General features: G+C 45.7%; 20 protein-coding genes. 11 read left to right on the top strand and 9 right to left on the bottom strand.

Translation table 11 applies throughout. The features are described 5' to 3' along the window. Positions 1–2: 2 nt before the first annotated feature. The 3 genes from pfkB (at position 3) to ACF8OV_RS20815 (ending at position 3,616) form a co-directional block, all read left to right on the top strand. Positions 3–977, top strand: coding sequence for a 1-phosphofructokinase (gene pfkB, locus ACF8OV_RS20825; protein WP_020842080.1), 975 nt, complete (start codon positions 3–5; stop codon positions 975–977). A 19-nt stretch (positions 978–996) separates the two neighbouring features. Then, the gene (gene fruA, locus ACF8OV_RS20820) at positions 997–2,730 is read left to right on the top strand and encodes a PTS fructose transporter subunit IIBC (protein WP_025630052.1); all 1,734 of its coding nucleotides are present in this window, start codon (positions 997–999) and stop codon (positions 2,728–2,730) included. A 310-nt stretch (positions 2,731–3,040) separates the two neighbouring features. Further along, a complete protein-coding gene (locus ACF8OV_RS20815; protein ID WP_005454197.1) occupies positions 3,041–3,616 on the top strand; it encodes a porin family protein in 576 nt (191 codons plus the stop codon). Between the two features lie 68 nt (positions 3,617–3,684). On the opposite strand, the gene vmeV is transcribed toward ACF8OV_RS20815, so the two are convergent. From vmeV to vmeT, 3 genes are read right to left on the bottom strand one after another with little or no spacing between them, the layout of a single operon-like run. Beyond that, complete coding sequence (gene vmeV / locus ACF8OV_RS20810) at positions 3,685–6,744, bottom strand: multidrug efflux RND transporter permease subunit VmeV (protein ID WP_025545773.1); 3,060 nt, start codon at positions 6,742–6,744, stop codon at positions 3,685–3,687. Further along, complete coding sequence (gene vmeU, locus ACF8OV_RS20805; protein WP_025630051.1) at positions 6,744–7,805, bottom strand: multidrug efflux RND transporter periplasmic adaptor subunit VmeU; 1,062 nt, start codon at positions 7,803–7,805, stop codon at positions 6,744–6,746. Before vmeU ends, vmeV begins: the two co-directional genes overlap by 1 nt. Further along, the gene (gene vmeT / locus ACF8OV_RS20800; RefSeq protein WP_020835249.1) at positions 7,805–8,890 is read right to left on the bottom strand and encodes a multidrug efflux RND transporter periplasmic adaptor subunit VmeT; all 1,086 of its coding nucleotides are present in this window, start codon (positions 8,888–8,890) and stop codon (positions 7,805–7,807) included. The genes vmeU and vmeT overlap by 1 nt, the downstream gene beginning before the upstream one ends. A gap of 150 nt (positions 8,891–9,040) precedes the next feature. Between vmeT and vdeR the strand changes: the two genes are divergently transcribed. After that, on the top strand, positions 9,041–9,766 hold the full coding sequence (gene vdeR / locus ACF8OV_RS20795; RefSeq protein ID WP_005478460.1) for an efflux transporter transcriptional repressor VdeR: 726 nt from the start codon (positions 9,041–9,043) through the stop codon (positions 9,764–9,766). Positions 9,767–9,837: 71 nt separating this feature from the next. Here the strand turns inward: vdeR and gcvT are convergent, their stop codons facing one another. After that, positions 9,838–10,956, bottom strand: coding sequence for a glycine cleavage system aminomethyltransferase GcvT (gene gcvT, locus ACF8OV_RS20790; protein WP_203503110.1), 1,119 nt, complete (start codon positions 10,954–10,956; stop codon positions 9,838–9,840). Positions 10,957–11,216: 260 nt separating this feature from the next. Continuing rightward, complete coding sequence (locus ACF8OV_RS20785; protein WP_005454180.1) at positions 11,217–11,840, bottom strand: helix-turn-helix domain-containing protein; 624 nt, start codon at positions 11,838–11,840, stop codon at positions 11,217–11,219. A gap of 374 nt (positions 11,841–12,214) precedes the next feature. Between ACF8OV_RS20785 and ACF8OV_RS20780 the strand changes: the two genes are divergently transcribed. From ACF8OV_RS20780 to ACF8OV_RS20765, 4 genes are all read left to right on the top strand, one after another. Beyond that, positions 12,215–13,510, top strand: coding sequence for a serine hydroxymethyltransferase (locus tag ACF8OV_RS20780; protein ID WP_005498726.1), 1,296 nt, complete (start codon positions 12,215–12,217; stop codon positions 13,508–13,510). Between the two features lie 51 nt (positions 13,511–13,561). After that, on the top strand, positions 13,562–13,942 hold the full coding sequence (gene gcvH / locus ACF8OV_RS20775) for a glycine cleavage system protein GcvH (protein ID WP_005454126.1): 381 nt from the start codon (positions 13,562–13,564) through the stop codon (positions 13,940–13,942). 128 nt (positions 13,943–14,070) lie between these two features. Further along, positions 14,071–16,935, top strand: a complete 2,865-nt coding sequence (gene gcvP, locus ACF8OV_RS20770; protein WP_025630124.1) for an aminomethyl-transferring glycine dehydrogenase — start codon at positions 14,071–14,073, stop codon at positions 16,933–16,935. A 321-nt stretch (positions 16,936–17,256) separates the two neighbouring features. Continuing rightward, positions 17,257–19,032 (top strand): P-loop NTPase fold protein, encoded by a 1,776-nt coding sequence (locus ACF8OV_RS20765; protein WP_025629779.1) that lies wholly within the window; start codon positions 17,257–17,259, stop codon positions 19,030–19,032. Between the two features lie 230 nt (positions 19,033–19,262). On the opposite strand, the gene ACF8OV_RS20760 is transcribed toward ACF8OV_RS20765, so the two are convergent. The 4 genes from ACF8OV_RS20760 to accD all read right to left on the bottom strand — a co-directional run bounded on the left by ACF8OV_RS20760 (position 19,263) and on the right by accD (position 22,413). Next, the gene (locus ACF8OV_RS20760) at positions 19,263–19,757 is read right to left on the bottom strand and encodes a YcxB family protein (protein ID WP_005454168.1); all 495 of its coding nucleotides are present in this window, start codon (positions 19,755–19,757) and stop codon (positions 19,263–19,265) included. Between the two features lie 222 nt (positions 19,758–19,979). Then, entirely contained in the window at positions 19,980–20,240 is a 261-nt protein-coding gene (locus tag ACF8OV_RS20755; protein WP_005376453.1) for a DUF5062 family protein, read from the bottom strand. 82 nt (positions 20,241–20,322) lie between these two features. Further along, entirely contained in the window at positions 20,323–21,399 is a 1,077-nt protein-coding gene (locus ACF8OV_RS20750) for a low specificity L-threonine aldolase (protein ID WP_025629778.1), read from the bottom strand. A 144-nt stretch (positions 21,400–21,543) separates the two neighbouring features. Further along, entirely contained in the window at positions 21,544–22,413 is an 870-nt protein-coding gene (gene accD / locus ACF8OV_RS20745) for an acetyl-CoA carboxylase, carboxyltransferase subunit beta (protein ID WP_025629777.1), read from the bottom strand. 103 nt (positions 22,414–22,516) lie between these two features. Between accD and ACF8OV_RS20740 the strand changes: the two genes are divergently transcribed. The 3 genes from ACF8OV_RS20740 to ACF8OV_RS20730 all read left to right on the top strand — a co-directional run bounded on the left by ACF8OV_RS20740 (position 22,517) and on the right by ACF8OV_RS20730 (position 26,132). Next, entirely contained in the window at positions 22,517–23,428 is a 912-nt protein-coding gene (locus ACF8OV_RS20740; RefSeq protein ID WP_258496000.1) for a LysR family transcriptional regulator, read from the top strand. A 155-nt stretch (positions 23,429–23,583) separates the two neighbouring features. Continuing rightward, positions 23,584–24,198: a PolC-type DNA polymerase III gene (locus ACF8OV_RS20735; RefSeq protein WP_024701294.1), complete on the top strand. Its 615-nt coding sequence runs from the start codon at positions 23,584–23,586 to the stop codon at positions 24,196–24,198. Positions 24,199–24,371: 173 nt separating this feature from the next. After that, positions 24,372–26,132 carry an ABC transporter ATP-binding protein/permease gene (locus tag ACF8OV_RS20730; protein ID WP_025557557.1) on the top strand — a complete coding sequence of 587 codons (1,761 nt, stop codon included), beginning with the start codon at positions 24,372–24,374 and terminating at the stop codon, positions 26,130–26,132. Positions 26,133–26,423 lie beyond the last annotated feature (291 nt).

Genomic DNA, 26,423 nt, shown 5'->3' with positions numbered 1-26,423 from the left:
AAATGACAGCATTAAAAACAAACAAAGTTGTGACCATCACGCTAAACCCTGCGCTTGATCTAACAGGCTCACTCGACGCGCTAAAGGTAGGTTCAGTCAGCCTTGTTGCACAAAGTAGCCTTCACGCGGCAGGCAAAGGCGTTAACGTTGCAAAAGTGCTAAGCGACCTTGGCGCCGACGTTACGGTGACCGGCTTTTTGGGTAAAGACAACCCAGAACTGTTCCATCAACTTTTCACCGAAATTGGCGTAAAAAACGAGTTTGTTGAAGTCGAAGGCGCAACACGCATCAACGTAAAACTGGTTGAAGCCGACGGCCAAGTGAGTGACATCAACTTTCCTGGCGTTCAAGTAACGGCAGAAGAAATTGCTCGTTTTGAAGAGACACTGTTCCGCCTTTCAGACACTCACGACTACTTCGTTCTAGCTGGCAGCCTACCGGGCGGTGTAACCGCTGAGCAATGCGCAGCGTGGATTGAAAAACTGCATCAACAAGGCAAAAAAGTATTGTTCGACAGCAGCAAAGCCGCTCTACGTGCAGGTATTGATGCTCATCCGTGGCTTATTAAACCAAATGATGAAGAGCTGAGTGACTTTGTCGGTAAGCACCTAGAAACGCCAGAACAGTGCCAAGTGGCAGCACAAACCCTCAGCAACAAAGGCATCGAGAACATTGTGGTGTCGATGGGTGCTGACGGTGTGATGTGGCTAAACCAAGGCGAGTGGCTACGCGCACAACCGCCACGCATGAATGTGGTGAGCACCGTAGGTGCGGGCGACACACTGGTGGCAGGCTTATGCTGGGGTCACATGCAAGTGATGCCGAAACACGATTTATTGCGCTTCGCGACAGCGCTTTCTGCTTTAGCAGTTAGCCAAGTTGGCGTGGGGCTAACCAGTCAAGAAGAACTGGAAAACATTAAGCTGCAAACACAAGTCAGCGAGCTTTACCCTAATACGAACTTAGACAAAAACTAAGGAACAGAAGGTTATCAGTATGAATATTGCCATTATTACTGCCTGCCCTAGTGGTGTTGCTAATAGCATCCTTGCGGCGGGTCTATTAGAACAAGCGGTCGCAAAACTAGGTTGGAACGCCAAGATTGAATGCCAATCCAGTGTTATTGCTCCAACGCTGCTGACAGACGCTGACATTGAACAAGCTGACGCGATCGTAATCGCGGCGAACACCACCGTTGATACTTCTCGTTTCGTAGGTAAAAAAGTCTACCAAGCAGAAATCAGCGCGGTGGCAAAAGACGCTACCGCATTCTTAACGACCGCAGTCGAAAGTGCAGCAACACTTGAACAAGCAACCACAGTTGAAGCGCCTGTCGAAAGTGCTTCTGCAACCAAGAAAATCGTCGCTATTACGGCATGCCCTACTGGTGTTGCACATACCTTCATGGCAGCAGAAGCGTTAGAAGAAGAAGGCAAACGCCGTGGTCACCAAATTAAGGTGGAAACTCGTGGCTCTGTTGGCGCGAAGAACCAACTAACTGACCAAGAAATCGCAGATGCGGACTTGGTTATCATTGCCGCGGACATCGAAGTGCCACTTGATCGCTTCAACGGCAAAAAAATGTACCGTACAAAGACTGGCCCAGCTCTGAAGAAAACCGCTGAAGAGATGGACAAAGCGTTCGAACAAGCCACGATTTACCAACATTCAGGCGCTGCAAGTTCTGCTTCGGCAGCAGACGAGAAGAAAGGCGCATACAAACACTTAATGACGGGTGTTTCGCACATGCTTCCTGTCGTCGTTGCAGGTGGTTTGATCATCGCCCTATCATTCGTATTCGGTATTGAAGCATTTAAAGAAGAAGGTACATTAGCCGCAGCACTAATGACCATCGGCGGCGGCTCTGCGTTTGCACTGATGATCCCTGTGCTTGCTGGTTACATTGCCTTCTCAATTGCTGACCGTCCGGGTCTGGCTCCGGGTCTTGTTGGTGGTATGTTGGCAAGCTCTACTGGCGCAGGTTTCCTTGGTGGTATCGCGGCTGGTTTCATCGCAGGTTACGCAGCGAAGTTCTTAGCAGATAAAGTAAAACTTCCTCAATCAATGGAAGCATTGAAACCGATTCTGATCATCCCGTTTGTTGCGACGCTATTTACGGGCCTTGTGATGATCTACATCGTTGGTGGTCCGGTTTCTGGCATCATGAATGGTCTGACTGACTTCCTAAACAACATGGGCTCAGACAGCGCCGTTCTACTTGGTATTATCCTTGGCGCAATGATGTGCTTCGACTTGGGTGGCCCGGTAAACAAAGCGGCTTACGCATTCGGTGTAGGTCTATTGGCTTCTCAAACTTACGCACCAATGGCTGCAATCATGGCGGCAGGTATGGTGCCGGCGCTAGGTATGGGTCTGGCCACTTTCCTAGCGAAGAACAAGTTTGAACCAAACGAGCGTGAAGCGGGCAAAGCATCATTCGTGCTAGGTCTGTGCTTTATCTCTGAAGGTGCAATCCCATTCGCAGCGAAAGACCCAATGCGTGTAATCCCATCTTGTATGGCTGGTGGCGCTCTAACAGGTGCTCTATCTATGCTATTCGGCGCGAAACTGATGGCACCTCACGGCGGTCTATTCGTACTGCTTATCCCTAACGCAATTTCTCCAGTCTTGATGTACTTGGTAGCAATTGCTGCAGGTACGGCGGTAACAGGCTTTACCTATGCATTCCTAAAAAACAAAGCGGATGCAAAACAAGAAGTTGCTGCATAAGCAAAACTTAAGCGATTAACACTTAAGCAATTAGCAATGCCACCCTCGATTTGGCATTCAGCACCTCCCTTAAATTCCGGTTAAGGGAGGTGTTTTTTATTTCCCCCCTTCTTCTGACAAAACCATACATTTCGATACTTAACCTTTATTTTTTGACTCGTTATGCTGCACGCATGAGAGGTGCGACTTATTTGCTTAACTAACGCTTCGGTGACTTGTGTTTTTCAAGTAGCCGATGAAAAATCCCAAAAGCAGATAAAGCCTCTTATATTTCACTTCGTTTTAATCAAAATAATAAAGTTAATTACACATGAAAAAAGCTGTCCTTTTGTTAGCTGCTGTTTCAGCATTCGCGCAAGCAAATCAAACTGATGTCGAGAAAAAAGACGTATCAGGCTTTTACCTTGGTGGTGGTATCGGGGTTACAACTGTCTATGACGACAGTGTTTGGCCGTATGCGGTTAATCTGGATTCTAACGACTCCACATACAAACTGTTTGGCGGTTACCAGTTCAACCGTATCGTCGCAATCGAAGCGCAATACACACGCTACGGTGATATTTTTGACAAGTTTGAAGATGCACCGCGCACAATGGTAAAACCTGAAAACATCGCTCTAATGGCGAACCTAGGTTACACCTTTGATAGTGGCTGGCGTCCGTTTGCGACGGTTGGCCTTGGTCGTACCGAACTTGATTTTGGCTCTTCGTCAAAAGCAGAAACGTCATTCCGTGCAGGTGTTGGTGGCGAATACTCACCTAAAGCGATCGAGAATCTGAATTTCCGCATCGCTTATGAAGTAGACACATTTGTAATTGACGAAACTTACGATGACTTAACCATCATGCTCGGCTCACTTTACGCTGGCGTCTCTTACAAGTTCTAAAACGAAAAAAGCCCTGAGGAAATCCCTCAGGGCTAGGCAGGAAGCTGACTTAGATAAGTCAGGAGTCCTTATGCAGTGGTCGGTTTAATCCTAAATAGAATCGCAAACATTACTGGTACAACAATCAATGTTAGTACCGTTGCAAAACCAAGACCTGCCATAATCGTAATCGCCATTGAGCCAAAGAAGGCGTCAAACACGAGTGGAATCATCCCTAGAATCGTTGTCAGCGCCGCCATGCTTACTGGACGCACGCGGCTGATCGCGCTATCTACAATCGCAAGATACGGATCTTTGCCAGACTCTAATTCCAAGTTAATTTGATCAAGTAACACAATGCCGTTTTTCAAAATCATCCCGCTCAGGCTTAGCAATCCAAGGAATGCAGTGAAGCTGAATGGCATGTTAGTTGTCAGTAGACCAAACGCCACACCAATAATGGAAAGCGGAACCGTAAACCAAATCACCAACGGTTTTTTGATTGAGTTAAACAGTAAAATGGTGATGATGAACATCAACAAGTAGCCCATCGGCAGAGAACCAAATAGCCCTTCTTGCGCATCTTTCGATGATTCGTATTCCCCACCCCAAGTAATTTCGTACCCTTCAGGGATGTGTAAAGCCATCACTTTTGGTTGTACACGAGCAAACAAACTTGCCGCCGTATCATCACTCAATACATCGTGGTCAGCCAACACAGTTAGTGTACGTTTTCTGTCTCGGCGTTGGATCAGAGGCTCACTCCAATCTAGTTCGACACCATCAATGATTTGATCGACAGGAATGTACGTTTGTAATGACGGGCTCCAAATCTTCACGTTTTGTAGCGATTCAAAGTCCACACGCTCCGCTTCAGGTAGACGCATCATAATAGGTAACGTATGAGTTCCGTCACGCAGAACACCAAACGTGCTGCCGCCAAACGCCATTTGCAGCGTACTTGATAGATCTTCTTTCGAAATACCAAGGCGACGCGCTTTAGATTCGTTGAAGACGGGCACAAGTTCTTTCGTTCTTTCACGCCAATCGTGGCGAATGTTTCTCGCACCTGGATCTGTGTGAAGAATATCTTCCACCTGAACCGCTAGTTCTCGCAACACTTTCGGATCTGGGCCAGTAATACGCGCTTCAATTTTAGACGCTGGAGACGGACCAAATTCCATCAGTTTGAACTGGAACGTAGGCTCATCGAACGTCTTCGCTAAATTGTCATCCAGCTTGTGAAGCAGCTTGAACATATTGTCACGGTCAGTTGTTCGCACTTGGAACTGAGCGTAAGCCTCGTAGCTTTTCTCCGGTTGGTACGTCAATGCAAAACGTTGTAGACCTTGGCCAATCGAAACCGAGACAAAATCGATGTCATCTTGCTGACGAATATAGCTTTCTACTTTTTCCGCTTGCTTAATGGTCTGACGAATATCCGTACCTTCTGGCATCCACATATCAACGTAGAACATCGGCGTATTCGAAGGTGGGAAGAATTGCTGCTTCACATTGCCAAACGCAATAACGGCACCCACTAACAACGCCACCATCGCAGCGACCGTCATCCAACGAAAACGTAACGAGAATTTAAGCAACGCGCCAAATACAACGAACAACCAGCCTTTGTAAGGGTCTTCGTCTTCACCGTTCGTGTCTTTCTCTTCTTCTTTTAGAAGCAGGTCTGCTAAGAAAGGCGTGAGTGTAATTGCCGTAACCCAGCTCAAGAACAATGAAAAACACAACACCCAGAAGAGTGAGCCCATGAATTCACCAGTTGCGTCTTGAGATAAACCGATTGGTGCAAACGCGGTAATTGCGATTACTGTCGCGCCAAGCAAAGGCCACTGTGTTTGTTTCACAATATCAACGGCAGCTTGAACCTTTGTGCGCCCTTTCTTCAGGCCAACCAGAATACCTTCAACCACAACAATCGCGTTGTCCACCAACATACCCAACGCGATGATCAACGCACCGAGCGAAATTCGATGAAGTTCTATGTTGTTGTAATTCATCAATATGAACGTACCAAACACCGTCAACAGAAGAACCACACCAATGATCACGCCACTACGTAAGCCCATAGTGAACAACAGCACAATAATTACGATGGCTACCGCCTCAGCTAAGCTGATCACAAACGCTTTTACAGAATCATCGACTTCTTGCGCTTGGTTGTAGAAATAGCTCATGTCCAAACCCGCAGGTTTGATGGACTCTAAACTGCTCAGCTCAGCGTTAAGGCGCTCGCCTACTTCCACTACGTTAACGCCAGACGCAAACGAAATACCGATGTTGATTGCTTTCTTGCCGTTAAACAAAATCATGTTGCCCGGCTTTTCTTGAATACCTCGGGTGATCGTCGCAACGTCTTTTAAGCGAATCAAATTACCCGTATCACGACCGTGAATGATCAGGTTTTCTAACGCTTGAACGGTATTCAGCGTACCGCTAGGACGAATGACGAGGCTTTCACCATTCACCATAACTTCGCCAGCCGAAACTACGTTGTTTTGTTGGTTAAGCAAGCCAGAAACAACGTTCATGTCGAGATTCAGAGACGCAAGGCGGTCAAGCGAGATTTCAACGAACAACATCTCTTGCTGGTCTCCCGCAATGTCTACTTTGCCCACGCCATCAACCAGTTCGATTTCACGTCGTAGGTGGTCGGCATAGCGTTTGAGCTCGACATAGTCGTAATCGTCGCCCGTCAGCATCAACATCACACCGTACACGTCACCGAAGTCATCAATAATCTGCAGAGATTGCACACCTTGCGGTAAAGTTGGTTGCAGATCGTTGATTTTACGGCGCATTTCGTCCCAAATCTGTGGCAGTTCGTCTGGGCCGTAATCCATCTTCATACTGACCATGATCTGCGACATACCATTCGAAGAAGTCGACGTGATTCGATCAATGTACGGCAGTTTACGAATCTCTTTCTCAAGCGGATACGTTAATTCTTCTTCCACTTCTTTGGAGGTCGCCCCAGGATAAGTCGCGACAATCATCGCGTCCTTAATCGTAAACGCAGGGTCTTCTAATCGACCTAGCTCTAGGAATGAAGTCACCCCACCGATAGCAAGAATAACAATGAACAACCAACTGATGACTTTGTTCTTAATGGAATACTCAGCAATGTTCATTATTGTTCCTTCTCCACAACATCCACTTGCTTACCTTCGCGTAATTTACGCAGGTTTGAATTAACCAACACATCACCTTGAGTGATTCCCGATGAGACAATCGCCCCTTCACCGTTAACTTGTGAAATCGCCACAGGCACTTTAGTGACAGCGTCACCGTTCATTTTCCAAACAAAGAACTCATTGTCATCGTTGCCTGCTTGAAGTGCCGTCATTGGGATGTTGTAACCATCGATAGAAGTGATACCGGCTTTGATCATGTCGACCATCACGCTCACACTGGTGCCCGGAAGAATCTCTTGCTCTGGTTGAGGCATGGTTAAGTACATCTCATAAGTCTGTGTTTCTGAGTTTGGCTCGCTAGTGTGCTCTAAATAGTCCAGCGCATACGTTGTTGGAATACCAGAGAACGTCGCACGCGGCTTATAACTCATGTTTTGTGCGGTTGGGTTCACCATCGCTAACACGTTGTCAGACAATTCGATACGCACATAAACCACATCGTTTTGATACAAGTTCAGTACAGGTTCGCCAATCGCCACGCGCTCAAAACGCTCTTTGAAAACGTCTGAGACTTTTCCTGCAAACGGGGCAAATAAACGCGTATAGTTCAACTGGTTGGTGGCGTTATAGAAGTTTGCCTCTGCCAGTTCCTTGTTTGCGGTCAGCTCATCCAGTTCTGCTTTGGATATCATTTGGCGACCGTGCAGTTCCTCACCTCGTTTAAGCTGGCGAATCGCAAGCGTGTATTGCGCTACAGCATCATTTACCGCTTGCTTTTCTTTGCTGTCATCCAGCTTGGCGATCATTTGCCCTTCTTTCACTACGTCACCAGCTTTCACTAGTACGTGTTGAATCTCACCGGCGCGACGAAATGCCATTGGTGTTTGTTCAGCAGGAACAACTAGCCCTTTAAACGCGCGATATTGGCTTTTCACTGGCGCGTCAACTGAAATGGTCGAAACATACAACGGTTGTTCGGCTACGTTTTGGCTATCACTTTGACAACCAGCAAGAACGGCCAAGGCGATGGCCGATACTGCGAATAGAGAATGCTTCATTAAATGCCTTCCTCACGAATCCAAGCTTTCACCACTTGCCCTTCGACTAATCGTTCTACGCCAGCAATAACCACATAGTCGTTGTTATCCAAACCTGACTCAATCGCACCACTTTCATTTAGTGACAATGTCACCTTATTCACTTGTTGCGTTGAGCTATCCATCACCCAAACTTCACCTTGGTTCTCTTGCTTGTTTACCCAAGCCGATGTCGGCAACATCATGGCGTTAGACTTGTTTTGCTTAGCAATGTGTACTTGTCCTGTCATCCCAGTGAGCAAGTTGCGATCGGTTGGCCGAGTGATCGTCACAATCGCTTCATAGCTGTTGGTATCGATGTTTGGCTGCGTTGAGATTTCTTTGAACTTACCCGGAATACGTTTGCTTGGTTCGCTGTCCATCGTTACCCACATCTCTGCGTTTTTTAGTGCAGACAGAGAGACAGACTCCGCGTAACTAACGGGCAAAGTGAAAGAAACATCCAGTGTGGTGTTATCAATCAAATTGAGGATTTCTTGCTTTTCACCTACCACTTGATAAGGCTTCACGTAGGTGTACGACACCACACCGTCAAATGGCGCTTGAATTTTGGTGTAGCTCAAATCGGTTTTCGCTTGTTCAAAACTTGCCAACGCTGCTTTGTATTGCGTTTCTTTTTGATCGTAGCTATCGGTGCTGATGAGTTTTTTGCTGTACAGACTTTTTGCTCTTTCCCACTGAGTTTTCGCCAGTGCATATTGGGCTTGCGCCGCGTCTAAAGCCAATTGCAGATCTTTCGGGTCTAGTGTGGCGAGCACTTCACCCTTTTCTACTCCTTGTCCCATTCTTACCAGTAGCTTTTCAACTTCCCCACCAACTTGAAAAGACAACTGCGCTCGATACGTTGCATCAATACGCGCAAGAAAAGCGTCAGAGTCGTCAACCGTAAGATCTTTAACAGCAAGTAATTTAACGGGTTTGATTAAAGGCTCTGCCGGTTCTGATATGGCTTTATTACACCCTGTCAGCAACGTAGAGAGACTTAACGTCACCACAGCGCCAATCAAAGTGTGCTTTATAGTTTGTTTTCGCACTGGCTTCTCCATAGACTTAAAATTTACTACACAGTCGTGCAGTATAGGCAGAATTGAATATTGATCAACATATTTTCCACATGGATAGCAAATTAATTAGTCAAAGCGTTCGGTTTCTGGTAAAAGTAGGCACGTTGATTAATATTCGGGAAAAATCGAACTATGAATGTAAGAAAGCAAGGCCGACGTAGCGCTGAAGCCGCAGAACAAACTAAGTGTCTGATCCTTAAGGTCGCTGCAGATATGTTTTGTGAGCTGGGTTACGAGCGAGTCTCGCTAAGAAACATCAGCGAAAAGGCGGGTGTATCACATAGTTTGATTCGTCATCACTTCGGCAGCAAAGAGAAAATCTGGCAAGCAGTGAGTGACGCGATGGATGAGTTCCTGCAAAATTATATGGCAGGCCTAATCAACGAAATGCCTGAGAACACCCCATCAAATCGCAAGATTTACCTGTTTATGGTTCGCATGTTGGCGTTTGCACTCGTGAACCCTCATCCAGTGCAAATGATTGCGGACTCAATCAGACAAGATGATAACGCGCTGTTTGACTACTTCTTAAAGTCAAAAGACGAGTTTGCCGAGATTTTCACGAGCATTTTCGCTCAGTACAACAGTGAGTTCCCAGAAGCACAATTCGATCAGTGGGAATCAAAATGGCAGATGTTGATCTTTGCACACGGCGCAGTCAGCCTTGCTCCAATGATGCAAGAAACATGGCCAGATATCGCAGACAATCGTGAACAACTGCTGATCAAACACTGGGAATTGTTTAATACGATCATGGCGACGCAATTCAGAATCGCGAAAGAAGATATGATCCACCCTAGCAAGCTTGAAGACATCGTTATCGACATGTGTTGTACCATCGATGAAGCGGTAAACTAAAAAGCCAATAAGCGAAAAGAAGACATAAAAATGCCGAGCTATTCAGCTCGGCATTTTTGTTTCATTCAGTTTTAACCGCGGTAGTAGCGTTGCGGTACAAACGGCATTTTTTCAACCGTCATTGGTAACATTTTGCCACGCACTTCTGCGAACAGCTCCGTACCAATCGCAGCAAGATCGGCGCGCACATAGCCCATTGATACTGGCTTACCTGCGTTTGGACCGGCTGTACCGCTGGTGACGATACCAATTTTCGCACCATCAACATCAAACAGCTCAACACCTTCACGAACTGGCGCTTTTGTTTGACCAACAAGGCCAACACGCTTACGTGCAACATCTTTGGTTTCAATCTGCTTTAGAATGATGTCAGCACCAGGGAAACCACCTTCACGTTCACCGCCAACACGGCGCACTTTTTGGACACCCCAAAGCAAGCTCGCTTCAACTGGTGTTGTAGTCGTGTCTAGGTCATGTCCGTATAGACACAAACCACACTCTAAACGAAGTGAATCACGTGCACCAAGGCCAATCCATTCTACTTCTTCTTCCGCAGTCAGTTTGCGTGCTAATTCTTCTGCCTTGTCAGCAGGAACCGAGATCTCGTAACCATCTTCGCCAGTGTAGCCACTACGAGAAACAATGCATTCGGCGCCTAAAATATCGACTTTACGAATATCCATGAACAGCATGTCTGTCACTTCTGGAGCAAAACGTGCTAACACCGTTGCCGCTTGAGGGCCTTGAATAGCAAGCAGAGCGCGATCCTCAATGACTTCTAGTTCAACACCCGATGGCAGATGCGCTTTTAGGTGAGCGATATCTTGTTCTTTACACGCTGCGTTCACAACCACAAAAAGATGATCGCCCAAGTTTGCAACCATTAGGTCATCCATAATGCCGCCTTCTTCATTAGTGAAGAACGCATAACGCTGTTTGCCAGACTCAAGATCCACAATATCAACAGGAACTAATGTTTCTAGAAATGTTGCCGCGCCTTCACCAATTAAGCGAAGCTGACCCATATGAGATACATCAAACAAACCTGCTGCATCACGAGTGTGTAAGTGTTCCTTCTTTACGCCTAGAGGGTATTGAACCGGCATATCGTAACCCGCGAACGGGACCATTTTTGCGCCAACTTCAACATGAAGTGCGTGCAGTGGTGTTTTCAGAAGTTCTTGAGTCATTTTCGTCTCCATTTAGATAGACCCGAGAATGCTATCGGCATTCGATGTGTTTCCAATAATAAACATGGCTCATTCTATTTTGCACGAACAAGACAGCGATCGGCTTTCAAAAGTGTGACTCTTAACATTTTAATCACAATAAAACGTATAAAAAAGGCGCTTCATTGACCGATATATCATCAACAGAGCGCCATCATAACGTATTTACACTTGCTAGCAATCGTTTGCTTTCACTATAGGAAATTTACAACTATTTATCACTACTTGGCGGTAACCCACAAAATTTGAGCATCTTCCTCACTTACGCTGGTCAACATGTGCCCCATGTTCGCGTCGTAATAGACACTGTCACCTTCGCTCAAAACCACCGGCTCGTAAAACTCAGAATAGAACATAACCTCCCCTGATAAGATGAGCAAAAACTCCTCGCCATCATGACGAACCCAATCTTTGTATTCGTCGAAACTGCGAGCACGGATCTGGCTCTTAAACGGCATCATTTTCTTATTGGAAAGTTGTGTCGCGAGCAGTTCATGCTCATAGGTCTGAGTTGGGTGTGGTTTTCCTTCACTTTTCTTAGTGATATCTCTACGCCCTGTTGCCACTTTTTTTCTTGGAGGTTCAAATAGTTGTGGCATATCAATCTGCAATCCAAGCGCCAATTTTTGCATGGCTTGGAATGTAGGAGAAATCTGTTCGTTTTCAATCTTACTTAGCGTAGAACGCGCAAGACCAGTACGCTGACTCGCCTCTTCTAACGTAATGCCCAACTTAGAACGGATATCCTTAATGCGCTGACCAAGCTTTAACGGCTCGATATTTTGATCATTTTGTTCTTTCGCCAACGTCATCGACGGGTATTCATCGTAAATACTTTCTGCCATAAATCCCTCTATAAATATCCTTATTTCTCTCCTACTAGCATTGTGCATGAACCCTATAATGGATAAAAGTGCACCACGTTAATTAAAGCGTGCTCTTGTTAACAAAACCAGAAATCTTGTTTCTTATAGGAAATTTTTGGTTGATTGTTCCCGCCTCAAGCGCTATGTTACCAACTTGTTAGATGTAGAGATGCAAATTTCCGTAAGAGATTGAAGAAGAAAAAGCGCAATCCGACGGAGTTTTCGCCCACTTTTAGGGCTGGATGTTCACTCTGTTCTGCTACGCAGTTCAGCTGTTTTGAGGACAAATGAACCACATCGCAACTCAATCAATCTTCTGCGGGTTCATTTTCAGATTTGGAAGGTCAACTACCATGAATAAGAGTTACCCTAACCACAGCTTGGAAAACTTTTTCTCTACCAACCTCTCTGCGACAGATGACGCTGTCTTTGCCGGAATTCAGGCGGAATTCACTCGCCAAAACGAACAAATCGAACTTATCGCTTCTGAGAACATCGTGTCTAAAGCGGTAATGCAAGCTCAAGGCACATGCCTAACAAACAAATACGCTGAAGGTTATCCAGGTCGCCGTTACTATGGTGGTTGTGAGCACGTAGATACAGTGGAAGCCATTGCTATCGAACGTGCGAAAAAACTTTTTAATTGCGAATACGCAAACGTTCAACCTCACTCAGGCGCTCAAGCAAACGGCGCAGTGAAACTGGCACTACTTCAACCTGGCGACACCATTCTTGGCATGTCTTTGGACGCAGGAGGCCACCTAACACACGGTGCACGCCCTGCACTCTCTGGCAAATGGTTTAATGCAGTTCAATACGGCGTTGATCGTGAAACACTAGAAATCAACTACGATGATGTTCGCGCTCTGGCACTAGAACACAAACCAAAGATGATCATCGCAGGCGGTAGCGCGATTCCACGTACTATCGATTTCGCAAAGTTCCGTGAAATCGCCGACGAAGTGAACGCAACCCTAATGGTCGATATGGCGCACATCGCAGGCCTTATCGCAACAGGCGCACACCCTAGCCCATTGCCACACGCACACGTTGTGACCACGACAACGCACAAAACACTGCGTGGTCCACGCGGGGGCATGATTCTGACTAACCACGAAGACATCATTAAGAAGATCAATTCGGCGGTATTCCCAGGCCTACAAGGCGGCCCATTAATGCACGTTATCGCCGCTAAAGCGGTCGCATTTGGTGAAGCACTTGGCCCTGAATTTAAAACTTATATTGATTCGGTGATCAATAACGCAAAAGTCCTAGCGGAAGTATTGCAAACTCGCGGTTGCGACATCGTAACCGGTGGTACAGACACGCACTTAATGCTGGTTGACCTTCGCCCTAAAGGCTTGAAAGGTAACAAAGCAGAAGAAGCTCTGGAGCGTGCTGGGATCACATGTAACAAAAATGGCATCCCATTCGATACAGAGAAGCCTATGATTACATCGGGCATACGTTTAGGAACGCCTGCGGGTACAAGCCGCGGCTTTGGCGCTGAAGAATTCAAACTCATCGGTAATTGGATTGGTGACGTACTGGACGGTTTGGTGAACAACCCAGAAGGTGACGCAATCGTTGAGAAACGCGTTCGCAAAGAAGTAAAAGAGCTTTGCAGTCGCTTCCCTCTTTACCAGTAAACGACTTTTTAAATCAGAATAATTCCTGACAAGTTATTTGGAGATTAAGCAATGGACAAAACACTGAAGTTTACAGATAGCCACGAGTGGGTACGTGACAACGGTGACGGCACAGTGACAATCGGTATTTCTGAGCATGCGCAAGAAATGTTGGGTGACGTAGTATTCGTTGACCTGCCAGACGTGGAAGACGAAGTAGAAGCTGGCGAAAGCTTCTCTTTGGTTGAGTCTGTAAAAGCGGCTTCAGACATCTACTCACCAGTAACCGGTGAAGTAGTTGAAATCAACGAAGAGCTAGAAGACAGCCCAGAGCTAATCAACGAAGAACCATACGAAGGTGGCTGGATCGTGAAAGTGAAACTTTCTGACCCATCTGAGTTGGATGACTTAAAAGATGCGGAAGAATACCTAAGCTCTATCGAAGAAGAGTAATTAGGATGTGACGAAAGCTGTTCCCTAGCCTGTTTAGAGAGCAGCTTTTTTTCTAGGTTCGGACGTATAATTAAATGAGTCAATTAAGACCATTTCCGATACTCGAGCCAAGGAGTAGGTAAAGGACAATGACTGAATTACTTCAAAGCCTCAGCACACAAAACGAGTTCGTTGGACGCCACAACGGACCAAAACTTTCTGACCAACAAAAAATGTTGGAAGCGATCAACGCAGTTAGCCTAGACGCACTGATCAGCGAAACCGTACCAGCAAACATCCGCCTTGAGCAGCCAATGACGTTGGCAGAAGCGAAAAGCGAAGCGGACATGTTGGCTACGATGAAACAATTCGCAAATCAAAACCAAGTCAAACGTACATTCATCGGTCAGGGTTACTACAACACGTTCACGCCAAATGTCATTCTGCGTAACGTACTAGAAAACCCAGGCTGGTACACCGCGTACACACCATACCAACCAGAAATTTCTCAAGGCCGTTTGGAATCACTACTGAACTTCCAACAAATGGTTATCGACCTAACCGGTATGGAAATCGCGAACGCGTCTTTGCTTGATGAAGCAACGGCAGCGGCAGAAGCGATGACACTTTGTAAGCGCGCAGGTAAGAGCAAGAGCAACGTATTCTTTGTGGCTGACGATGTGCATCCACAAACCATCGAAGTGGTAAAAACGCGTGCAAAATTCATCGGTTTTGAAGTGCTAGTTGGTTCTTTAGAATCTCTACCAGAGCAAGACGTATTCGGCGCGCTGGTTCAATACCCAAGCACAACGGGTGAAGTTCGTGATCTAACGGACATCATCGCGAAAGCGCAAGCAAACAAAACCCTCGTCACTGTTGCGACTGACCTACTTGCTTCTACCCTATTGAAGCCTGCTGGAGAAATGGGCGCAGACGTCGCAATCGGTTCAGCTCAGCGTTTCGGAGTGCCAATGGGTTACGGCGGTCCACACGCGGCATTTATGGCAACTCGTGACAAACACAAACGTACAATGCCAGGCCGTGTTATCGGTGTTTCTATCGATGCGAAAGGCAACCAAGCACTTCGTATGGCAATGCAAACTCGCGAGCAGCACATCCGCCGCGAAAAAGCGACATCAAACATCTGTACCGCTCAAGCGTTACTAGCAAACATGGCGTCTTTCTACGCGGTTTACCACGGTGCTGAAGGTCTACGCACCATTGCTCGTCGCACGCACCACATGACTGCAATTCTTGCTGCTGGCTTAACAAAAGGCGGCTTTGAACTTGCTCATAACAGCTTCTTCGACACTATCACCATCAACACTGGTGAGAAAACGCAAGATCTGTACACAAAAGCACTCGCAGCAGACATCAACCTACGCGTCCTACCTGGCAAACTAGGCATTAGCTTAGACGAAACAACAACCGTTGCAGACGTCGAAGCATTGTTCGCTGTCTTTGGCGTAAAAGAAGACGTTACCGCACTATCTACGGAAATCGCTGGTAACGAGTTTGCCGCCATTCCAGAAGCGCTACGTCGTACTTCAGAATACCTAACGCACCCAGTGTTCAACACTTACCACAGTGAAACACAAATGATGCGTTACCTAAAACAGCTTGAAAACAAAGACTTCTCGCTAACGCACGGCATGATCCCACTAGGCAGCTGTACGATGAAGCTAAACGCAGCTGCAGAGATGATCCCAATCACTTGGCCTGAGTTTGGTTCTATCCACCCATTTGCACCAGCAGAACAAGCGGCGGGCTATGCAGCGCTAGCGAAAGATCTAAAAGAGAAGCTTTGTGAAATTACAGGCTACGACGCATTCTCACTACAGCCAAACTCCGGCGCATCGGGTGAGTATGCAGGTCTTATCGCGATTCAACGCTACCACGAAAGCCGCGGCGAAGGTCACCGCAACGTATGTTTGATCCCAAGTTCTGCGCACGGTACTAACCCTGCAACCGCATCTATGGTGTCAATGAAAGTTGTGGTTGTTAAGTGTGATGACGAAGGCAACATAGACATCGACGATCTAGCAGCGAAAATCGAGAAGCACAAAGACAACCTATCAAGCATCATGATAACTTACCCTTCTACGCACGGCGTTTACGAAGAGAAAGTGAAAGAAGTGTGTGAAATGGTTCATGCAGCAGGCGGTCAAGTATACCTAGACGGCGCGAACATGAACGCACAGGTTGGTCTAACGTCCCCTGGCTTTATCGGCTCAGACGTTTCTCACCTAAACCTACACAAAACCTTCTGTATCCCTCACGGTGGCGGCGGTCCAGGTATGGGCCCTATCGGTGTTAAATCCCACCTAGCACCTTTCCTACCAGGTCACATCGAGAACGGTGTAGAAGGCGAAGACTTCGCAGTATCCGCTGCAGATTTTGGTAGTGCATCTATCCTACCTATCTCTTGGGCTTACATCGCAATGATGGGGGAAGCAGGCTTATCAAACGCAACCAAGGTCGCGATTCTAAACGCTAACTACGTGATGGAGCGTCTACGCCCTCACTACCCTGTTCTTTACCGTGGTAAAAACGGCCGTGTAGCGCACGAATGTATTATCGACATCCGTCCGCTGAAAGAAGAAACAGGCATTAGCGAAGAAGATATCGCCAAGCGTCTAATGGACTACGGTTTCCACGCGCCAACCATGTCGTTCCCAGTTGCTGGCACGCTAATGGTTGAACCAACGGAATCTGAAGACCTAGCAGAGCTAAACCGCTTCTGTGATGCGATGATTTCTATTCGTGAAGAAATGACGAAAGTGAAAAATGGTGAATGGCCACTAGAGAACAACCCTCTCGTTAATGCGCCACACACGCAAGTTGACCTATCTGCTGAAGAATGGGATCGCCCATACTCACGCGAACTTGGCTGCTTCCCATCAAAAGCAACCAAATCTTGGAAATACTGGCCTACAGTAAACCGCGTAGATAACGTATACGGCGACCGTAACCTAATCTGCTCGTGCCCAAGCATCGATAACTACGAAGACTAATTTTTGTAGAATCTAAATAGACAAAGGCGAACCGTTTGGTTCGCCTTTTTGTTTTTAACTCACTTCTGGACAGAAGTGAGTTAGAATTATTGCACTAGTTGGGGAAGTTAGGATTAGAAAAAGTATGGAAAGCCACGGATAGGCAAGATGCAAAACCTAGCGCCTTCAAATTTTTGCAGAAACCGAAATAAGTCAATTACGAGTATTTTCATACCTTTCACCAAAAACCTTGAACATTTCTCGAACTGAAATGAGATTGATCTCGTATCCCCCCAATTCAATATGGTTTAATCCATGTCTGCTAACTGCATGAGATTAAACATGAAAACCGAAGAAAGAATTCACTCTTTATTAGAAGACCGTAGTTTTCCAAGCATGATTTTACTTGATGGCCATTGGGGAGTTGGAAAGACTCACTTCGTTAAGTACTCCCTGAAACCTTACCTTGAAACTAAGTACTCAAAACCTTTCAAAACCATCTACCTATCACTTTACGGGGTCACTAGTCTCGAAGACTTCAAAGATCGCCTCCTTTCACTGGCTTATACCGGAAATAAGAAATCCAACTGGTTCGCCGAAAAGTACTCAAATCTAACTGGTTCTTCGGTTCAAATTTTCGAAGGGACTAGAGGTGTTGGCGCGGCATTAGGCAGTGTTGCTTCAATAGTTAAGTACCACTATTTCAGTAAGCTGAACAACCTTGTCTTGTTCCTTGACGATCTCGAACGAGTTTCTTCTGAATCTGTAAAGTCGGAGATTTTAGGTGAATGCTTGAACCTAGCCGAAAACAAAAACATCAAGATTCTCGTCGTTGCGAACCAGGACAAAATCGAGCGTGAGTTAAAGGACGATATTGAGAAAGTCTTTAGTGATATCGTTCACTTTAACCGTACTCCCTCAGACTTAGTGTCCGTTCTGGATAAGATCTACACTGGGTATAAGGCGCTGTCTGACTCGCAAAGACAATACATCAAACGCCTGTTAAAAGAACATAAACTCGACAATCTAAGGATCATTAGACGTTCCATAGATCGATACAATTCCGTTAACAACCTATTTGAGCGATATAGTGGACTAGACTATACGAGTGTTGATAATCGCCATTTCATAGCCTCGTTTTCTGTCTGTACTGCGATCTATCAGCATGGTTACTCTTTGGACGAAGTAATAAAAACTTTCAACGAGAATCCGTATATTCAGCATCAAACCGAAGGTGAAACAGAGGAAGATAAACGAACTGATTTACTAAGGAGTCTGATACACCCTATCCGCTACAATGCTACTGAAAACCTTATCAAATTCATTGCTACCTACGAGAACAACTTCAAAGATATAACTCAAGAGTTAAGTCTTCCTGTTGCCGTCAACCACATCCAAGAAATTCTTGATTACAAGTTCAGAAAGAACGACGATGAATGGCTAATAAAAAGGCTACCCGATTTCAAGACATATATTGAAAACCCAGAACCCACCGACTTAGTTAATTGGATGAGAGCATGTAATGTCTTTGCGTTCTTAATCAAAAATAACTACGTTAGCGATAATTTAGAGTCTTTTAAAGCACAGGTCCAAGACACTCTACCGAATTTCACTTTCACTACCTTAGAAGACATAGAGGAATTGCATAGAGACCTTCGTTTTCATGTTCATGACGAAAATTTCAAAGAACTGTTTTCAAGCTTCCTAAATAACGCCCGCGAGTCTAACAAGAACGAACGAATTGACTCATTCCGAATTGGTTTTTTAAAGTCTTGGAGCACAGTTACAGATATTGCTCGTAGTCAGTATCACATGACTCCATTTCTAAACTTCTTCAACCGTTCTGACTTCGAACAGGCTCTTAGTTCTTGGGCTAACGAAGATGTTGACGATTTCGATAGCTACGTGGGAAGCAGATACAACTTTAACAATATCGATGATTACTTCACGGCAGAGTTAGAAGCTTTGGGTGAATTCTTGAAAGCAATAAGTTCAATCAAAACTTCGTTACCTGTAGGAGCAAAACTAGGTGTTATATCAGAGTTAGAGAGAAAACTTAACTCTATATACAGCCGCCTTTCTGAAAAGGTCGAAGCTAACTCTCAAACTACAGAATAAAGAAATAGAGTGCTAAGTTTTTATTCTCGGGTTGGTATTATGGTTCGCCATTAGTTTTATTATGGCAAACTTTGATAAGGAGAGTTTGATATCATTTTTTGCTCAACATACTTTGGGGCAAAAACGAGTTAGCCAGCGTCGCAGTTTCTTCCTAGCAACCTTTTTAAACTCTGTGCCTAGATCAAAAAAGGCGAACCCATTGGCTCGCCTCTTTTGTCAGTAAGGATTTGTTAGCTCGCTTTTGATCCGGCGTGCTGCTCTACCATAAACGCAATGACTTCTTCGTTTAAGCAAGATTTGCTGATGTATTGGCGTTGTTTACCAAGATGAAGGATAAAACCTAGGTCTGTTTGTTCGAGTTGGTCGATTTCACTCCAAGCGAGGCTGCGATCGATTTTACCGCTTTTATAGCGCACGCCATCTGCATTCACTTCAAACACCACTTTGTTGCCACGGCTTGAACTGATTGTTTGACGCCATAGCCACCAGGTTCTTTTAAAGTAAACGCTACACGCTTCAATCACACTCAATACGATAAAGAACCAACCGACATAACCGTTAGGTAGCAGTTCAAACTCCAATAAAACCACACCAAAAATTAGAAAGAGGATCCCTTTCAAATACGCTTGCGGGAACTTAACTGGCTGGCTAGTTTGATCATAACACTCAGCAAAAAATGGCTTGTCGAGTGTGTATTCTGTAGTGAATTCGAAATCTTTAGACATGTATGGTTACTTCAAGGCTTCTGTAAATGAGTATTCTTGGTTGCACTCTTGCAACGCGAGCATTGTAGCGCTTCTCTGGCTTTATCTTTAGCCCTTTTGATGCTGTTTTGTAAATCAATGATAACGAAACATTAGAAGACCTCGGTGCCTTGCCAAGATCAAACAAGGCGAACCATCTGGCTCGCCTTGTTAATTAATGACCTATGCGACTTCTTGAGTTTTCTACTTTAGAGGGTCGTTGTCTGGCAACGCACTGTGTATCCATACTGCTAGTCGGTGTTTGATGCTTGCGCCATCTAGCTTGCTTTCCGGTAGTGGCGTGATCTGTTTGGCATCGACCAAGAATAGGTAAATCGCTTTTACTCTTAGAGGCTGTGGTGACTGAGGAAGGTCAAAACCTTGTAGCTTCGCCATCTTCCCACCAATCTCTAGTGCCTTCTTAACCAGTTTGTCTTCATTGTGAAGCTTGGAGCTTTTTGACATTGATAAATCCTCTTCTTCGCTTCAATTAAGAATACATGAAGTGTCACGTATGGCGTGTTAGTAAGCTCGCATATTGATAAGTTTATGTCTTACCACCGAGCAACTGGTTGAAAAATGACCTTAATTCTTCGTCACCAAGGTTGAGCAGGTAGTCACCGACATACCATTCAACGATGGATTGATGTGGATGTGCCGTGACTTGCGGATTACCAAACCAAATGCCCTTTTCTGTAGCGAAAGTATGTTGGAGTTCTTTCAACTTTTCACAGCTGAAAGGCAGGATAAGGTGCAACATGTTTGCTTGCGGTTGGGTTGGTCTTACCGCCAAAGATGGGAACTCATCAATGATCTTGTAGATTTGTTTTGTTCGCTCAAACAGATCCGGTAGCTGCGCCAACCTTTCATCGAACTGCATTGCCGCAGACACTACATAAGGTGTTCTGTGGTACAGGTTGCCACCTTGTCGCTTCATCCACATTGAAGCCAGTTCAATGAACGCCTTTGAACCAAGCAGCATAGATCCGCCCATGCCGTTAATGCCTTTATAGAGTGATACATACGTCGTATCAAAACCAGCGGCGATCTCGCGGTATTCTTTCTGATAATACGCTGCGGTTTCCCAAAGCCTTGCACCATCCATGTGGAGATGAATGTCTTTTTCGGCGCAGTAAGCTTTGATTTCTTCCAGTTCTTGCCATGAAGGTAACTGACCGCCAATTTCTCGCATCGGGAGTTCATACAAAACGGCTGCGATTTCATCCGGCCACGCAGTGAGATCCTCAAGCTTCCACGTTTGGTAAACGTTCCCTACTGGCAAAACACTAAAGCGATGTTGAAGCTGATAGCCTTGCTTTTCATGTTCAGGTATATGGCTAGATGCATGCATCGCAACAATAGGATTACGCTTTTGTCTTGTGACGATTTCTAGCACCGTTGGCTGTGTCATCGTCCCAGTGACAACAAAAAGGCCCGCCTCGTAACCCAGCAGATCGGCAACCTTTTGCTCGAACGCGTGAATCGTTTCTCCCTCGCCATAGACATCGTGATTCACTTTGTTCTCTTCACACCACTTTGCCATTTTTGCAAAGTGCTCGGCTGGAGAGTCTTCTTTATTACCTGGGAGGTGGGTATGACAAAGCTGTTTTAGGTGGGTACTCATTGTTCTGTCCTTTGAATCAAATCTTCAGCAATGTAACTTGTTAAAACGGAGGCGTAAACTGCATTTTCGAGGCGTGGTTTCTGAAAGGTCGAACGCATAGCAGTGAGTATCTCAAAGAACATATAAAGCATGAGCCAACCGCAATTACTTAACTTCTAGTCGGATGCTTGTATTAGTGAGTTTTGCTATCAACCCGCCTATCCTCTCGCGCATATCGTGCCTTTGCACAATCATATCTAAAGCGCCATGCTCAAGCAGAAACTCGCTTTGTTGAAAGCCATCCGGTAGCTTTTCTCGCACGGTTTGTTCAATCACACGACGCCCTGCAAACCCGATTCTTGCCTCAGGCTCACCAATATTGATGTCCCCCAGCATTGCCAAGCTTGCCGAGACGCCGCCAAAGGTTTGATCGGTCAATACCGAGATATAAGGCAAGCGCGCATTGGATAAACGCTCCAACGCAGCGCTGGTTTTGGCCATTTGCATTAAAGCCATCAGCGACTCTTGCATACGTGCGCCACCACACGCAGAAAAGCAAACTAACCCGCAATTTTCCTCTATCGCCGTATCCACGGCATCAACAAAACGAGCACCCACAACCGACCCCATCGAGCCAGCCATGAAAGAGAACTCGAACGCGCAAGCCACGATGGGTAAGCCCAACAGCTCGCCTTTCATTACGACCAACGCATCTTTCTCGCCAGTACTTTTTTGAGAGAGAGCAAGACGCTCTTTGTAGCGTTTCTTGTCCTTAAAATTGAGCAGATCTTTCGGCTCATATTCGCTAGCAAGCTCTATACGCTCACCTTTGTCCAAGAAGCTGTCTAAACGATGTCGCGCAGACATTCGCAAATGGTGTTGACACTTGGGGCAAACTTCCAAGTTTTCCTTGAGCGCGATGCGATACAGCACTTGGTCACAAGACGGACACTTAGTCCATACGCCCTCCGGAATCGACGCTTTACGCGTATTAATGATGTTCTTTTTATCTAATAGTTTTTCTAGCCAACTCATTGGAAAACCTTTATGCCCAAACAACAGTAACTCGCATTGTATAAACCTGTTTTAAGTAATAAAGTGCAACTTATTGGCTTTATAATCCAACCAAGTGGGATTAATGGAGATGCTTGAGAAAATTGATCAGCAATGGCTAAAAAGCTTCCATTGTGTCTACGAGAACAACAGCTTTAAAAGAGCCGCCGAGTTTTTATCTCTGCCGACATCAAATGTCAGTCGCCATATTGCGTTACTTGAAGAACAGCTTGATGTGCGTTTGTTCGACAGAACGACTCGACGAATCTGTGCAACAGACGCTGGAGAGCACCTTTATTTACGTACGCAGCCTTTGTTAGACAAACTGAATGATGCGCTTGAAGAAGTGACGCAACACTCTCGTGAGGTCATAGGGCAACTCAACGTTGTCATGCCAGATTCACCAGAACTAGCTAAAGCCGTCGTTTCTTTTTGTGCTCAGTACTCTGCTATTTCATTGAATTGTGAGACGAACCTAAACCCTAAAGAGGACTTACTCGATGGGTTTGACGTTATCGTAAGTTTTCACCGCGGCAAGCTTGATGACAGCAATTGGATCGCAAAAGAGATCAAGCGTTGGCCGAGTATTGTGGTCGCGTCACCTAAGCTACTGCACACACGTCAGAGACCTTTCAAAATTACCGATTTGAAGCACGTTCCTTGTATTAGCAGCTTTACCGCATTAAAAGGAACACCTTGGGTTTTCAAAAACTCAGAAGGAGAACAGATAACTCAAAGCGTGCAATCTGCATTTAAGGTAAACAGTGGACAGCTCGCCAAAGCTGGTGCGTTGACGGGAATCGGGTTTGCGATTCTACCTGTCGAGTTTTGCCATGAAGAAATCGAGTCAGGAGATCTGGAAGTGATCGAACTGGAATATGAACCAGAAGATTTGGTGTTGTATGCCTTTTACGCTTCCAGAAAACACGTAGCCAAGAAGATCCCGGCGTTTATCGAGCACTTAAAACGCCATGCGAATAACGAAACAAGCGGGTAAAGCCATAGACTTGCCTATTACTGCCCATACATTGTGAACCAGAAAGGCTGACTTTGTAGAATCCAAATAGATAAAGGAGCACCGTTGAATTCACCTTTCTTTTTCTGGCGCTTTCAATAATACTCTTGCGCAATATTACTCAGCTGGAAAACTTCATGCCTCAAGCAAACTCTGTGGTCGTACTCGACTTTGAAACCACTGGTCTCTCTCCTACTTTGGGTGACCGTGCAATAGAAATTGGTGCGGTAAAGTTAGTCGATGGTGAGGTTGTTGATAGTTTTCAGCAACTCATGAATCCCGGTTTCAGAGTGAGCTCCTTCATTGAGAACTACACCGGCATTACCAATAACATGTTACGAACGGCACCAAGCTGCGAAGAGGTCATGGCATCATTTAGTGAGTTCATTGCTGGCGAGAACCTTATCGCTCATAACGCTTCATTCGATAAACGATTTTTAGATGCAGAGCTTGAGCGAATCAACTGTGGTTATTCAGGTGAGTTTGCTTGCTCCTTACTGGTGGCAAGACGGCTCATTCAAGATGCTCCGTCACACAAGCTAGGTGAACTTGTTCGCTATAAAAATATCGACAACGACGGTGTTTTTCACCGCGCACTAGCCGATGCACAAATGACGGCCAAGCTTTGGCTCTTAATGGTCGAAGGATTAGAAAACTCAGGTATCGTTAAACCAAGTTTTCAGTTGATGCAAACGGTTAGTAAAACAGCAAAAGGAAAAGTCGACCTGCTACTCGCCAAAAGCCGAGCTTAACTCCCTCCCAACTAAAATCTGGTTCTAGTCTCTTAGGCATTTAAGCAATTTTCGATATACATAAGATATTGAGCATCCCAGTGAACTTCCTACTCCGAAAGCGGCAGTTCACTGGTCTCACCAACCAAACTCGCTTACTATGCCAGTTACCTAAAACGCTTTGTGAGTCACTCATGAGCCGAAAAAATAACAAAAATCTCAGCATTCTTCTTAAACTCAACACCTTTATTGCGCCTTATAAATGGCGGGTTGCAGCGGCCTTAGTTGCACTTGTCGCGACGGCAAGTTTAACGTTATCCGTTGGCTATGGGGTGCGTATTCTTATCGACCAAGGGTTTGCACAGCAATCATTGCAAGAACTTACCAATGCGATTCAGTTTATTGTCGGTGTCACACTGTGTATTGCCATTGGGACGTTCTTTCGCTTCTACCTTGTATCTTCGGTGGGTGAGCGCGTCAGTGCGGATATTCGCCTTGCGGTGTTTAACCATGTCATTACGCTGCATCCGAGCTATTTTGAGACCAACAGTAGCGGCGATATTATGTCGCGCCTGACTACCGATACCACGTTGCTGCAAAGCATTATTGGTTCATCGTTCTCGATGGCGATGCGTAGCGCTTTGATGTGCTTTGGTGCCATCATAATGTTGTTTGCCACCAACGTTAAGCTCACGCTGATTGTGCTAGCTTCTGTGCCTTTGGTTTTGGTTCCGATTTTGTTTTATGGACGACGCGTGCGTGCGCTCTCCCGCCAAAGTCAGGACTCAATGGCCGATGTCGGCAGCTACGCAGGTGAAGCGATAGAACATATTAAAACCGTGCAAAGTTTTAGCTCAGAGCCGTACGAACGAGCGGCTTTCGCTGTCGAGGTGGAAAAAGCGTATGAAGTGGGCAGACAGAGAGTAAAACAACGCGCGATCCTGATATCTGGCGTTATTGTGATTGTGTTTAGCGCAATTGCGGGCATGCTTTGGGTTGGCGGCAGCGATGTGATTCACGGAAAGATGTCTGCGGGTGACCTAGCAGCGTTTGTGTTTTATGCCATTATGGTAGCCTCATCGACTGCAACCATTTCTGAAGTCATGGGTGAACTGCAAAGGGCCGCTGGCGCTACCGAGCGACTGATTGAGATCCTTCAAGTAGAAAGCGATATTAAAGCACCAAGCAACCATTTGCCTGTCCGTTCAGACATGTCTGCTGAAGTTAGCTTTAAGTCGGTGAATTTCAACTACCCTTCTCGCCCAAATCAACCTGCTGTCAAAGGATTAAATTTAACCGCTGAACAAGGCAAAGTATTGGCGTTGGTTGGCCCTTCTGGTGCAGGTAAAACAACGCTATTCGAACTGCTGCAACGCTTTTATGACCCACAACAGGGGCAAGTGTTGTTTGGTGGCGAAGATATTCGGCAGTTCGACCCAAACGAGCTTCGACGCCAAATGGCACTCGTACCTCAACAACCAGCACTTTTTAGCCATGATGTGTTTCACAATATTCGTTACGGCAATCCAGAAGCTACAGATGAACAAGTCATCGAAGCCGCCAAAAAAGCCCATGCCCATGAGTTTATTGAGAAGCTTCCCGAAGGCTATCACAGCTTTTTAGGCGAGCGCGGCGTTAGGCTATCAGGCGGTCAAAAGCAGCGCATTGCGATTGCTCGCGCGATTCTAAAAGATCCAAAAATCTTACTGCTGGATGAAGCCACCAGCGCCCTTGATAGTGAAAGTGAACACCACGTTCAGCAAGCACTTGAAGCACTGATGAAAGGACGCACAACGCTTATCATTGCTCATCGCCTTTCTACTATCCAACATGCGGATAAAATTGCGGTGCTGGACAATGGTGAGTTAGTCGATGTTGGTAACCACCAATCATTAATGCAAAGCTGTGAGTTGTATCAGCGACTTGTGGCGTTGCAATTTAAGCACTTAGAGTAGCGCCTAGTTAAGCCCCTAAAACAAGCAAAGGCGAACCAAACGGTTCGCCTTTTTCTGTTCATTCACTTCCGTGAACTTTGTGCAATCCAAACATCCTTTCGCTCATCTAAAAAACCTCACTCCACTATTTCACTACTCCACCACTCCACTTAGAAGACGAATAATTTCATTCGTAACCAATCTGTTTTCAAAATAGGAAACCACCACTGTAAAAGTTCACCGCGTTTTGTCTTGCTGACTATGGTTACAATATATGTGAAATCAATGCCTTTAAACCAAATTACAAGAAAG

It is taken from the genome of Vibrio sp. GLN_1 (assembly GCF_043106015.1).
GTDB classification, from domain to species: domain Bacteria; phylum Pseudomonadota; class Gammaproteobacteria; order Enterobacterales; family Vibrionaceae; genus Vibrio; species Vibrio parahaemolyticus.
Note: the sequence above shows the minus strand (reverse complement) of the source record. Positions and strands in the feature narration are given on the sequence as shown.

Coding starts and splice junctions, on each gene's coding strand:
- vmeU (WP_025630051.1), bottom strand. CDS start 7,805: ATGAAGCATTCTCTATTCGCAGTATCGGCCATCGCCTTGGCCGTTCTT.
- ACF8OV_RS20740 (WP_258496000.1), top strand. CDS start 22,517: ATGGAGATGCTTGAGAAAATTGATCAGCAATGGCTAAAAAGCTTCCAT.
- vmeV (WP_025545773.1), bottom strand. CDS start 6,744: ATGAACATTGCTGAGTATTCCATTAAGAACAAAGTCATCAGTTGGTTG.
- ACF8OV_RS20765 (WP_025629779.1), top strand. CDS start 17,257: ATGAAAACCGAAGAAAGAATTCACTCTTTATTAGAAGACCGTAGTTTT.
- ACF8OV_RS20760 (WP_005454168.1), bottom strand. CDS start 19,757: ATGTCTAAAGATTTCGAATTCACTACAGAATACACACTCGACAAGCCA.
- fruA (WP_025630052.1), top strand. CDS start 997: ATGAATATTGCCATTATTACTGCCTGCCCTAGTGGTGTTGCTAATAGC.
- ACF8OV_RS20785 (WP_005454180.1), bottom strand. CDS start 11,840: ATGGCAGAAAGTATTTACGATGAATACCCGTCGATGACGTTGGCGAAA.
- gcvT (WP_203503110.1), bottom strand. CDS start 10,956: ATGACTCAAGAACTTCTGAAAACACCACTGCACGCACTTCATGTTGAA.
- gcvP (WP_025630124.1), top strand. CDS start 14,071: ATGACTGAATTACTTCAAAGCCTCAGCACACAAAACGAGTTCGTTGGA.
- accD (WP_025629777.1), bottom strand. CDS start 22,413: ATGAGTTGGCTAGAAAAACTATTAGATAAAAAGAACATCATTAATACG.
- ACF8OV_RS20755 (WP_005376453.1), bottom strand. CDS start 20,240: ATGTCAAAAAGCTCCAAGCTTCACAATGAAGACAAACTGGTTAAGAAG.
- vdeR (WP_005478460.1), top strand. CDS start 9,041: ATGAATGTAAGAAAGCAAGGCCGACGTAGCGCTGAAGCCGCAGAACAA.
- ACF8OV_RS20780 (WP_005498726.1), top strand. CDS start 12,215: ATGAATAAGAGTTACCCTAACCACAGCTTGGAAAACTTTTTCTCTACC.
- ACF8OV_RS20730 (WP_025557557.1), top strand. CDS start 24,372: ATGAGCCGAAAAAATAACAAAAATCTCAGCATTCTTCTTAAACTCAAC.
- ACF8OV_RS20735 (WP_024701294.1), top strand. CDS start 23,584: ATGCCTCAAGCAAACTCTGTGGTCGTACTCGACTTTGAAACCACTGGT.
- ACF8OV_RS20815 (WP_005454197.1), top strand. CDS start 3,041: ATGAAAAAAGCTGTCCTTTTGTTAGCTGCTGTTTCAGCATTCGCGCAA.
- vmeT (WP_020835249.1), bottom strand. CDS start 8,890: ATGGAGAAGCCAGTGCGAAAACAAACTATAAAGCACACTTTGATTGGC.
- gcvH (WP_005454126.1), top strand. CDS start 13,562: ATGGACAAAACACTGAAGTTTACAGATAGCCACGAGTGGGTACGTGAC.
- pfkB (WP_020842080.1), top strand. CDS start 3: ATGACAGCATTAAAAACAAACAAAGTTGTGACCATCACGCTAAACCCT.
- ACF8OV_RS20750 (WP_025629778.1), bottom strand. CDS start 21,399: ATGAGTACCCACCTAAAACAGCTTTGTCATACCCACCTCCCAGGTAAT.